Genomic DNA, 12,574 nt, shown 5'->3' with positions numbered 1-12,574 from the left:
CCTATACAAAGAAAAAGCCGGAGGGAGTCCCCGGCCTTTCCAATTAAGCTTCTGCTTCAATTTTATTAGTGGCATCATTGTAAGCAGCAGTATCAATGTCTCCAGTCACACGGCTTGTGAGGATGCCGGATGTCATGCTTCCGGATACATTGACCGCTGTCCGCCCCATGTCAATAAGAGGCTCAATGGAGATGAGCAGGCCGGCAAGCCCTACCGGCAGGTTGAGTGCTGAAAGGACAAGCAGTGCTGCAAAGGTAGCACCGCCGCCTACACCTGCCACGCCAAAAGAACTGATAGCGACGATGGCGATGACAGACAGCAGGAATGACGGTGAAAGCGGATCGATTCCTACTGTAGGTGCAATCATGACTGCCAGCATAGCCGGATAGATCCCGGCACATCCGTTTTGGCCGATAGTAAGGCCGAATGAACCTGAGAAGTTGGCAATCCCTTCAGATACCCCGAGTGACCGCTGTGTTTTAATATTCAGCGGCAGTGCTCCTGCACTCGTCCTGGATGTGAAGGCAAAGGCCAGGACCGGGAAGGCTTTTTTCATATAAGTGACAGGATTCAGGCCTGCCAACACCAGCAGCAGCAGGTGAATCAGGAACATGACGATGAGCGCTGCATAGGAAGCAACGACAAATTTGCCAAGATTCAGGATGGCATCAAGATCGCTGGTAGCCGCGGTTTTTGCCATGATGGCCAGAACCCCGTATGGCGTAAGGCGGAGAATCAATGTAACGACCCTCATGATAATACTGTAAAAAGAATCTACTATTCTCGCAAAAAGCTCCGCGTGCTCAGGTGTTTTCCGTTTTACGCCAAGATAGGCAATCCCCAGGAAGGCGGCAAATATGACAACAGATATGGTGGATGTAGGCCGCGCACCTGTGAAATCCAGAAATGGATTGGCAGGCAGAAGATCAAGTATTTGCTGCGGGAAAGTGCGGTCCTGGATTTCCCCGTATCGCTGCTCAAGCTGTTCAGCCCTTGCAGATTCCGCTTCTCCCTGTGTAATCTGGACTGCCTCCAGATCAAAGCCAAGGGCGGCAGTGATGCCGACCGCAGCTGCAATCGCCGTGGTCCCAACCAGGATCCCAAGGATCAGCGTGCTGATTTTCCCAATATTATTGGTCAGCTTCAGCTTCGTAAAAGCAGCCAGGATCGAAATAAAAACGAGCGGCATGACAATCATCTGGAGGAATCTGACATACCCTCCCCCGGCTAGGTTGAACCAGTCAGCCGACTCGGCAATTACTTCCGAACCGGATCCATAAATGAATTGCAGGGCAAAGCCGAATACAATCCCCGCTCCAAGTGCAGTGAAAACACGCTTGGAGAACGATATATGTTTTTTCTGCATTACATACAGTCCATAAATCAATAAAAGCATAATGGCAATATTCACTATAATATATACCGCAGACATGTTATCCCTCCTAATATTTTCTATAAGTACACCTTATTTCATATATTCCCATCTGTCAAATCGGAATTGTGTGGAGATCCTCCTTCCTTGAAAATATATTAAAAGCACTTCTTATATATGAGCTTTTGAACAGATATATTCGTACTGAATGTTTGTTAAGATTGCTATATTCAGGGATTTTCTAAAGGATAGTGAAGTCTGCGGCAGCAAAAAAGCACCCTCAATCTGCAGGCAGATCCTGCAGCTGGGGTGCTTGTTCGTCTGTTCTTATTTTTCAGGGATGAGAATCTGCCCAACCTTGCCGATTTTGAGGAGAGTCTGCATGATTGCCCTGGACAGCTGGCTCGGCTTATAAGGCTTGACCAAGTAATCGTTCGCGCCAAGCGAGAAGCCTTTTTCTTTTTCATCAAGAGCCGTGGAAACAATGATGGGTATGTTTTTAAGCCTGTCATTTTCCTTCATCTGCTCCATGACCCTCCAGCCATCCACCTGTTCTTCCTCCAGCATGATATCAAGCACGATCGCATCAGGTGTATGGCGGGCAAGGAAATCCAAAGCTTCCTGTCCCTTTTTATAATGAACCACCTGGAACCCGCTGTCAGACAGCTCCTGGATGATCAGTTCCGCCAGGCTTTGGTCATCTTCCACTACCATAACGCGGTAGCCTTCTGCAGAAGCTTTCGGGACTGATATAGCCCCTGGTTCCTCAGCAGTTTCAATCAGAGGGAATGAGAGTGTGAAGATGCTTCCTTTTCCATAACTTGAAGCAACAGCAATGCTGCCGCTGTGCGCCTTCATGATTTCCTGGACAATCGAGAGCCCAAGTCCTGTTCCGCCGATCCTTCTCCTGTCGGAATTATCCACACGGTAGAATTTGGTGAACAGTTTATCAAGCGCATCCTCCGGTATACCGAGCCCCTCATCTTCCACTTCTGCCAAAACAGACTTATCTTCCTGATAGAGCCTGATGATAATATCCCCGCCGCCTGGAGAATATTTGACAGCATTGGAGATCAGATTGGTGAATACCTGCTCCACCTTGCTCTTATCTCCCAGGATAACATCATTTCCTGCAGAGCGGTCATCAATTTTTATCTTGTGGACATCTGTATTGATCTGCTGTTTTTCTATAACCTGCTCAATGATCGGCAGTAGTCTGAGATATTTCTTCTCATATGTCTGTTTTCCGGCTTCCATCCGCTGGACATCAAGGAAATCATTGATGAGGGAAGTCAGTCTCCTGGCTTCATTATAGATTGTCGTCAAATACTTTTTCTGCTTATCCGGCTTAAGTTCCCTGTTCAGCATCAGTTCGGTGAAGCCGAGGATGCTCGCGAGCGGTGTGCGCAGCTCATGGCTGACAGTGCTCACAAACTCGGATTTCATTTGATCGACTTCAAATTCTTTTGTTATATCGCGATGCACCAGCACAGTGCCGATCCTTTCATTATCCTGCCCGAGGCCTTCACAGTACATCTTGATGACCTGCCCCGTTTGCTTCATTTTATAGATGATGCTCTCCATCTCACAGCTGTCACTATGAACCGCATTTTGAAGGAAAGCCAAGAATTCATCAGGCTCCTCGACCTTATTTGCCATTTCTGCCGACCAGATTTCCCATGGGAGATTTTCCAGTCTTCCCGCTGCACCCGGGCAGGCGAACATCTCTTCCAGCTGGCGGTTCGCCTGCAGGATGGATCCGGAACGGCTCACCATCTGGATGCCCTCCTGGACTGTATTCAGGATATCTCTGTTCAGCTTCCTCTCTTCTTCCGATTGGTTATATAAGCTGATGTTATCCAGGCTGATTCCTACCTGTCTGGACAATGCTTCATATTCGTCCATCTGTTTTTCCGAAAAAGGTGATCCGAAGCGGCTGAACAGCATCACTGCAATGACCTCATCCTTTGAGGAAATGACAGGGAGATATAAATCATAGCTGTAGGACGCTGCCTCATGATAACCTTTTTCTTCAGCCAGCAGCTCCCGCTTTATGGCAAAGGACTTCTTAGTCAAGATCAGCCTTTCATGAAGACCGTTTTCAATATGGTTCATAAACTGCTCCACACCGGCTGCTGAAATGGCGTAAGACGCTGAAGCCCTGGTGTTCAGAAGCCCGATCATCCCTCTATCCGCACTGATGACTCCGCACATATTGACCACAATGCTGTCGAGGATGCTCTGAAGATCCAGGGAACCGGAAATTCCGTTCGTCAAGTCATTCCTCCGCTTCAGCTTCAGCTCGTTCTCGCGCAAAGCTTCAAGCATTTCCTCAAGCTCAGTCTGCTGAGCCTGGAGCTCATCCTGTTGTGCCAGCAGCTCTTCATTCTGGGCAGTCAGGTCCTGTTCTTTGTCCTGCACACTCCAGACCATCTTCTGGAAAGCGACCGATAATGCACCCAGTTCATCTTCCCGGCTGGATTCGACGGTTATCTCTGCTTCCCGCCCCGCTGCAATCTCATTGGCAGCAGCTGCAAAGTCAGCAAGCGGCTGCCCGACTCTCCGGAACATTACCCGGGTGATCCGGGCCAAAAGGACAAGGATGACAAAGCTGAAGAAGACAAAGCCCATCTGGATATACGATTGCTTTTTCATCAGGCCTGCTGCTTCTTCATTAAGCTGGTCGTTTATACCATTAAGGTAGTTCCGCGAATCATCCTGAAATGTGTTCACCCTTGCAGTCGCTCCCGTGCTTGCCACTTTCTTGACTTCTTCTATTCTTCCAGTCTCAAAATAGTTTACAGTTACGGGAAGCTTTTCAATAAAATAGTAGTCTATGAACTCTCTTACTTCCCTCGCATATGCCTTATCTTCCAGGGAGACGGCAAGCTCATCAAGCTGCTTGCCCATCTTCCTCAGCTCCGGCTGCTTGGACTGCGCGCTGATCCTCATATCATCGTTGTCAAAAGCCAAATAGCCTCTTACGTCAAAGAATACACGGTTGAAGGTGCTGTCAATTTCCTGAACCAGCCCTTCCTTCTGTACAAGTTCGGCCCGCTTTTCATTATAAGAGTCGCTGAGACTCTGCTGCAGGACAACAAGAGCAATCGTGCCGGCTATGAAAAAAAGGATGAAAACACCCATCAATCCGGCAAACTGCCTTGACAGGCTCTTTTTAAAATATTCATTAATTTTCATTCAATATTTCCTCTACCTTTTCAAGGAGCTCAAGCGGGCTGAACGGCTTGGCCATAAAATAATCCGCCCCGGCCTCCAGCACTCTGTCCTGCTCAAACTGCTGGCTTTTCGCGGACAGCATGAGAATCTTGACATGATTCTTTTCACTATTGGCCCTTATCTTTTCAATGACCTCAAGCCCCGTGTATACCGGCATCATATAGTCAATGATCAGGAGGCTGTATTTCCCGGACTGGAATAAATCCAGCGCCTCCTGCCCATCTGCTGCTTCATCCACTTCGAAATCGCCGTCTTCCAGCGTATCCACAATCAGCATTCTCAGTATATCTTCATCTTCTGCCAGTAAAATTCTGTTCATTCTGTTCCTCCTCCAGCAGCTGCTTCACTGAATGCATCCTTCATGATCCAGTAGGACTGCTTCAGCCTTTCATGGTATTGCGGCTCCTCCCAGCCTTTCCAGGAGTACGTGAAAGAGTCTTCTTCCTTTATGACTCCATCAGTCATTGCCGGGGCGGTGCCCGCCAATTCTCCATTTTCTGTGACGGCTGCACTTATAGTAATAGAGTCGATGATGCTGCTGCCTGATAGGCCGGACTCCCAAAGGTCCCCCTGTATTTCCCGGCTGCTTGGGTCCTTTACATTCAGAAGCAGCCATGGAATCCTCAGCTCCAGCATTTTCTTATCATCACTTATACTAATATCGGTCAGGGAGTTGAAATCTTCACTTTCCGGATTGGCATTGCCAAACATAAGCTTTCCCGTTTCATAAGAAGAAAAGGGAAGGATTTCCCCGGTTGATGGAATCGTCAGCTCTTTATTCAAAGCCAATCTGATCGGATGGAAGATCCCGTTATCCTTTTGAGCTGCATAAGGCCTTTCCGGAATCAAATTCAGCAGCTCTCCATACTGATAGTAGAAAGTGTCATAATAGCTGTCTACCATCATATTCGACGTGTCTTCCCCTGTGAGATTAATAGAATAATCGACCCCGAAATCGGCAGCAGCTTCAGCTTCCTTTCCAAGCGGGACGGTTCTTTGCCCCTGATCCTTGATAGTATCAAGCAGCAGATATGTGCTGTCCCTTCCCCAGTCCAGCGGCCTGCTGTAGTCGAGGCGGAGATAAAGATATTCTTCATTGGATGCCGCATATAAAGCCTTTATTGCATCTTCTTTTTGGCTGCTTTTAAAGAGGGGCTCTGCACCAAGCTTATCCCAATCCCCTGTCAGACCATCCGGATAGATGCCAGCTTCATATTTCCCGGGTTCAAATGCCAGCAGCCCAAAGTGCTGTTCATTTGTCTGCATATTGGACCAGAACGGCCGCCTGTCCGGATTGTCATAATCCATCGTATTCCACGTCCGCTTGAACCACTCATCCTGCCATGTAAATACCAGGCCGCCGGCATAGCCTTCATCAATAATCGATTCGAAGAGGCGTTTGTTTATCTTCCCCTGCTCTTCTTCAGAATGATGTCCCTGGTCCATCCCGTCTACATTTTCATGAGTCATTCCCCTTGAGGCAGGAACGCCGAACTCAGCCACAAGGACAGGCATAGAGTGGACCTTCTTCAAATCATTCAGATATCCGGCATAGTTATTTTTTTCGCCCTGCGAATCTATATAATCCACATACTTCTTTTCATAGTTCAGGAAATCAGGATAGTAAGGGTAAATATGGTAGGATGCAAACATCCCGGCTTTAAAGCCATCAGCAGGCAGGATATGGTTCGGATCCACGACCGCTTTATCTTCATCCTCAGAAGGCTCGGCCGGATGGTCCAGGAGATCGGTGGTCACCCAGTTTGTAAAGCTCATCGTATGCTGCCAGCCATATTGCCCTGATTCATATTCTGCCGTGTAATCCATCATCCGGGCGATCCAGCCTTCGAACGGGGAAGCACTTTCGGTTTCAAAATATTTCCCGGAAAAAGACCCCTTCCCTACATTGCTGGCATTTGTCTGTAATACTGCTTCAGGATCCCACTCGATCCCGATCATGAATCCCAGCACATACTCCGATATATCATACTTATATTCCCCAGACGCATGGCCAGGCCGTTCCGGCAGGCTTGCGTTTCCGTGGACAATATCCACCATATGCTTCAATTCAGTTTTAAAATCATCTGTTACAAGTCTGCTATATGCATTTTGTTCGCTGACAAGGTTCTCTTCGTTCACCCATGCCCCATGGAATAAATACAGCGGGTGTTCAGCAGTTTGATTATATTCGTAAAAAGCTTCATAGAAACCGGGCGGATGGAGGGTATAAACACGGACGGCATTGCTGTTCATGGCACCTATTGCCTTGAACCAGCGAAGATATTCGTCTTTCGTAATCGCTGTTTCCCCTGGGAATGAGCCTGGCTTCGCTATGCCCATGTTAACGCCTTTAATCAGGAGGTCTTCCCACTTGCCGTCTTTAAGGACTTGAATATACTCGCTTCCGGTCCTGCTGTTCGTTTTGATTCCATCCTGCTCGGCAATTTCCGTCTTTTCCTGCTTTCTGTGCAGGCCAGTGCCCCTTTCCAGGATTCGTTTCATCATAGGGACATACGTATTCCAGTAGAAAGAATGACGGGAGCTGAATTTACCCTTCCAGATATCCAGCCCCTTGGTTTGGTAAATACCTGGAACCTCCGCTTCATCCGCAAAATCTCCTGCAAAATAATAGGAAGAATACTTTGCATTCACATGCTGGATGACTGCCGGAATGACAGATGGGATCCCATAGCCCTCCAGTTCTTTTTCTGCTTCCTTTTTAAGGGGAAGCTTATAGGTTGCCAGCACTTCCTCTTGATCATTGGCTTCCACGATATCAAACCAGTATGAATAGCGGGCCTCCCCTTTTATATCCAGCTCCTTTTCCCCTGCATCCGTGTAGCTGAAAAGTGCGCCTTCTCCCTCGAGGTCCTCTTCGCCGAATACAGCAATATGATTGTCTTTGTTGACCAGTACAAGGCCAGGGCCTTCATAATCCCAGCTTTTTTCCTGTTCCTTTACCCAGACAGGGACTTCATTAGATGATAAATCAGGAAAATATCTGCCAATCCAGCCGCTCCAGCTGATATTTAAAAGCGCAGTGATTTTCTCACGGGCATCATCATCGGTCGGATCGGCAAAGGTATTGAATTCGGCTATAAGCGTCTTCCCTTCTGAATTTATCAGGGCCTCCCGGAGCCTGTCAGCCTCTTCAGACTGAAGTCCTCCATAGATGCTGTCCGATCTTTCGCCAAGACTGTTGCTGCCGAAAAACTCCTCTTCGTAAACACCGTATTGGTCAGCAAGATAAAAGAGATCATATTTTTCCAGGTTTTGCGGAATAGGCTTTACCTTATATTCATCTTCACCAAGCGGCTTGAATCCGCTGTAGTCGCTCTTCACTTCATATGGTTCGCCATTTCTTCTCTGCCATTTTCCATTATTCAAAATCCAGACAAGGCCTTTATGCTCCCGGTAGGTTTCATCAGGCACCGTTTTATCAATGATCAGTGCCTCGAGCTTTTTTTCCGGTGTGAGCTGCCAAAGCCAGAAAGGACTTGTAAGGAGCAAAAGGATGATGATGACCACACCGAACACGGCAGCCTGTGATTTCGTAAACAGTTTTTTCATTCAGACACACCTTTTCGTTTCATTTCTCCCCAGCTCTTATCTCCCCTGATCAGCTTCCAGATGCCCTCGCATCTCCAGAATACCGTTAAAGGGCGATACCATAAGGTTTCTGTCAGGGAGTAGAAGAACAGCTTCAGCAAATCAGACACCTTCGGGTATTTGCGCAGGCTCCATTCCTCAAGCAAGACCGCTGCCATCGAAAAGATTGAACCGTAGAGGCAGGAAAGCAGGAAGATCAGAATGGCAAACTCCAGATAAATTCCCCCAAAGAACAGTGACAGCACTACATAGGCATAGCCAAGCAGCTCCACAATGGGACCAAAAAATTCGACTATCCAGAAATACGGGAAGGAAATGAACCCGATCGCCCCATATTTAGGATTAAAGGTCAGCTTCCGGTGAGTCCATAGGCTTTCGAACAGTCCCCTGTGCCACCGCCCCCTCTGCTTCCTCAGGAAAGTCGCGCTTTCCGGCACTTCCGTCCAGCAGACCGGGTCCGGGACATAGACGATCCGCTTCTTCAGCCCTTTTTCTTTTATAAGCCGATGCATCCTGACGACAAGCTCCATATCCTCGCCGACAGTATCCGTTCTGTATCCGCCTGCCTCAAGGACCCAGCGTTTTGAAAAAACGCCGAATGCACCCGAAATGATCAGCAGCAGGTTATGACGGCTCAGTCCGATACGGCCCATTAGAAAAGCCCTTAAATATTCAATGATCTGCATGATGACGAACGGTTCCCTGGCAAGCCCTACCTTCAGCAGGTTTCCATCCTTGATTTCACAGCCATTGGCAATCCGGATGCTTCCGCCGGATGCAATCACCTCTTCATTGGAATCAATGATCGGCTTCATCACTTTAAGGAACGCATCATGCTCCAGGACAGAATCCCCGTCAAGGGAACAGATATAAGGATAATGGGAAATATTCAAGCCGGCGTTGAGCGCATCGGCTTTTCCTCCATTCTCCTTATCGATCATATATAGGTTGGGCAGCAGGCGCGACTGGTAAATCCCTTTGATTTCCTTTGTTTCAATCTGCTTTCTGACAGCCTTGTCCACTTTCTTCATTTCATAGTGGCCGATCATTTTCTCCAGTGTTCCGTCCTTGGATCCGTCATTCACAACGAGGATTTCATATTCAGGATAGCTGATGCTCAGAAGTGACCTGACACTCTGGATGATCCCTGCTTCTTCATTATAGGCAGGGACTATGATGGAAACAGGCTTTGTATAAATCTCACTCATATATTCCTCATAGATCCGGTCGCGCTTAAGACGGTATTCCCTGCGCAGCTGAACCATCGAAATAACAAGAACAACTGTGTAAAAAACGATGACAATCACCATATAAACAGCAATGAACCAGCCAAAAAACAAAGCTGCATTTCCCCATAAATCTGCCAGCATCAGCGCAGCTCTCCTTTTTGCATCCATTCCCAAGCCATATCCCTGGCATAAGGATCATGCGAATCAACAATCACTTTCTTCAATATCTCTTTTCCCTTTGAGAAAGCCAAAATAGACTGGCCCGCCTGTGACCTTACATACCAGGAAGGATCGTGCAGCATTTCTGCCAGCCTTGGGAGCAGCCCTTCGTCTTTTATGCTGCCGAAAAGCTTGGCGGCAAGCATCCGCTCCTGCCAGCTGGAAGATTCAGCGAGTTCTTCATAAGGGGCTATATTCTCTGTATATCCTATTGAAGCCAATGCCTTCAATGCCCGGAGCCTCATTTCCCCCGTCTCCGACATGAATACCTCTTCCACAAAATGAAGATAACCAAGCTGCTTGTTGACAGCAATCACATCCAATACAGCAAGCTGCAGCCTTTCAGGAGAAGTTCTGAAGCCTTCAACAAACCGGTCAAAACTTTTGCCATCGAGCCGCATTAAAATATTCCTGAGATCGAATTCAGAGAACGGCAAGCTGTGGGACTCCAGCAGCACGGACAGCTTCTCACTCTGGAAATCAGCCAGGATTTTGAAGGCCTGAACCTTTTCGGAGGAGGTGCTGTCCTCGCTTTTGGCAATCCGAAGAACGTCCCCCTCCAGACTTTTCAAATGGAAATCCTCTATATGATAAAGCGAATTTATCCGCGTACTCCACCTTCGGCTTTGGAGTCCTTTGGCATAATGGCCGCGGAGATAGGACTCTGCAAAAAAGGAAAGATTTTTCCTTTCCTGCTCCCCTTCAAGGATATCCGCATAATGACCAAGGAGCTCCTCAGCAGCCAGCAGGCTTGCCCGGTCGGCCAGGGCAGCTTCCTCCAGCTGCTTCCCTTCATATAAAAAAGAAAACAGCGGAAGGTTCAGCTTTTGCTTCCAATTTTCAACCTTCCGCCTTGCTGAAATTTCGAATCCTTTTCTAATCACGAGATACACCAGTATGACTGTCAATATTCCTGTAATGGAAAGGGCCGCTGCAGCGAGAAAAAACAGTTCCTGATCGAGTCTCATTACGACATCCTCTGGATCAGCCGCTGGATTCTTGCCTGCAGCTCAGTGATGCTGAACGGCTTTGTCACATAATCATCTGCCCCCAGCTTCAGTGCCCTGGCAATATCGTATTCCGTTTTTCTGCCTGTCAGCATCAAAACATGGACCCGGCTTGCATTCCGGTTTTCCTTCACCTTCTGGAGAACTTCAGTTCCGTCCATAACAGGCATGATTCCGTCCAAAATAAGGAAGTGCTCCCCTTTCTGCTCCATACGGCCGGATTGAAGGAACTTTTGTCCATCCTCATATACCTGGATATCCAGGCTGGTGTGTTCGAATTCCATGGATTGCAGGATTTTCATCAGCATGGTCCTGATGATTGCATCATCATCAATGACAGATACATTCAGAACCTTCCTTGTACGGCCGCCGATCAATTTATTTGCACTTTCCACCCTGGCCCGGCCGTTCCGTTTTGCTTCATATAAAGCCTGGTCAGCCGTCTTGATTGCTTCTGCCACAGTAGAAGAAGGATCATGGACCATATATACACCGGCCGAGAAGGTCATTTTCAATTCCTCCCCTCCTTCTATGAAGGTTCGGCTTGAGAAGCCGGAAAGAAGCCTTAAGACGACCTCCTTGCTGTCACGGTCATTTGTGCGGGGAAGCAGCAGGATGAACTCCTCCCCTCCATAACGGAACACAATATCGCCTATCCTGACATGATCCTTCAAATACTGGGCAAACTCAGACAGGATGCGGTCTCCTGCCGGATGGCCGTACTTATCATTCACTTGCTTGAAATGGTCCAGATCAAGAACGGCGATAGAAAAATACTGATTGTTCCGTTCAAGCTCCTTCAAATACCGCTTAAGAGAATCCTTCAGGAACCTGCGGTTGTATACCTGCGTCAGTTCATCAATAAGGACAGACTGATCAAATATCTGTTTCCTCTCCAAGTGCCGCTCTACCCTTATAAGGAATTCCTCCAGGTCAATGGGTTTGGAAATAAAATCATCCGCCCCCAGCCTGTAAGCCTTGATCCTCGTTTCTCTGTCATTCATTATGCTGATCATCAGCTTTGGAATAAACTTTTTATTTGAATGCTTCTGGATGTCCTCAAGCACATGGAACCCGCTTTTGCCAGGAAGATTAACATCAATGATGAGGCAGTCGGGATTCATATCAAAGAATTGGTCGACAGCTTTTTCAGGCTCGGTATTGGCCATCACCATCCAGCCCTTGCTTTCCAGTGCATCTTTAAGGAGGATCAGCATGGAGACATCATCATCGATCACCTGGATCAATGGCATATTTTCATCCCTTGGAAGACTTTGTTTCTCCTCTTCCCTTTGGAAATGTTCATACTCATAGCTCAGGCCCATGAGTTCATATAAAAAGTCACGCAGTTCCCGGTTCTCCCATATTTTTTCACTGCTCTTTTCCACCTGGTCCATCAGTTTGCCTGCCACCTGGTGGAGTCCGACAAGCTGAAGGGTTCCTGCTGTCCCTTTGATGGAGTGAAGGAACCGGTAGACATCTTCGTTATTCACAGGAGTTTCCGCTTCCTGTTCAAACCACAGAGTCATTTGATTCTTAATCTTTTGAAACAATAAAGTTTTATATTTATCAAGCTTCATTATAAGCACCTCTTTCATCCTAAGCATCAGCCAGGAAGCAGAGGCCCCGGCCAAAATAAAAACCAGCCATCATTGATAAATTGGCCGGCTGCACTACTTTTTCCAAGCGGTTTACAGTACCCAAATAACAACCGCTGATCACAGTGTTCTATATTCTTAAAATACCCCCTTGCATTTTCTGTCGAAACACAGAATAGCAAGCCAATTAAAATATATGATTCCTGTCATATTAAGTCAATATATATTTTATTCATTTGCTTTGAGTATACCGAAAAATCAAATAAGATGCAGACGTCAATATGCTGACCTGGAAAAATGGTA

General features: G+C 47.4%; 7 protein-coding genes. All 7 read right to left on the bottom strand.

Features of this window, described 5'->3' with window-relative positions:
* Positions 1-43 precede the first annotated feature (43 nt).
* Positions 44-1,432: an L-cystine transporter gene (locus LCM00_RS07055; RefSeq protein WP_224899433.1), complete on the bottom strand. Its 1,389-nt coding sequence runs from the start codon at positions 1,430-1,432 to the stop codon at positions 44-46.
* A 267-nt stretch (positions 1,433-1,699) separates the two neighbouring features.
* Entirely contained in the window at positions 1,700-4,570 is a 2,871-nt protein-coding gene (locus LCM00_RS07050) for an ATP-binding protein (RefSeq protein ID WP_224899431.1), read from the bottom strand.
* Positions 4,560-4,928 carry a response regulator transcription factor gene (locus tag LCM00_RS07045; protein WP_224899429.1) on the bottom strand — a complete coding sequence of 123 codons (369 nt, stop codon included), beginning with the start codon at positions 4,926-4,928 and terminating at the stop codon, positions 4,560-4,562. Before LCM00_RS07045 ends, LCM00_RS07050 begins: the two co-directional genes overlap by 11 nt.
* Positions 4,925-8,179 (bottom strand): hypothetical protein, encoded by a 3,255-nt coding sequence (locus LCM00_RS07040; protein WP_224899428.1) that lies wholly within the window; start codon positions 8,177-8,179, stop codon positions 4,925-4,927. Before LCM00_RS07040 ends, LCM00_RS07045 begins: the two co-directional genes overlap by 4 nt.
* A complete protein-coding gene (locus LCM00_RS07035; RefSeq protein ID WP_224899427.1) occupies positions 8,176-9,588 on the bottom strand; it encodes a glycosyltransferase family 2 protein in 1,413 nt (470 codons plus the stop codon). The genes LCM00_RS07040 and LCM00_RS07035 overlap by 4 nt, the downstream gene beginning before the upstream one ends.
* Complete coding sequence (locus LCM00_RS07030; RefSeq protein WP_224899426.1) at positions 9,588-10,634, bottom strand: HEAT repeat domain-containing protein; 1,047 nt, start codon at positions 10,632-10,634, stop codon at positions 9,588-9,590. The genes LCM00_RS07035 and LCM00_RS07030 overlap by 1 nt, the downstream gene beginning before the upstream one ends.
* A complete protein-coding gene (locus LCM00_RS07025) occupies positions 10,634-12,253 on the bottom strand; it encodes a diguanylate cyclase (protein ID WP_224899425.1) in 1,620 nt (539 codons plus the stop codon). The genes LCM00_RS07030 and LCM00_RS07025 overlap by 1 nt, the downstream gene beginning before the upstream one ends.
* Positions 12,254-12,574 lie beyond the last annotated feature (321 nt).

This window comes from Bacillus infantis, from assembly GCF_020171945.1.
Taxonomy (GTDB): Bacteria; Bacillota; Bacilli; order Bacillales; family Cytobacillaceae; genus Bacillus_AB; species Bacillus_AB infantis_A.
Note: the sequence above shows the minus strand (reverse complement) of the source record. Positions and strands in the feature narration are given on the sequence as shown.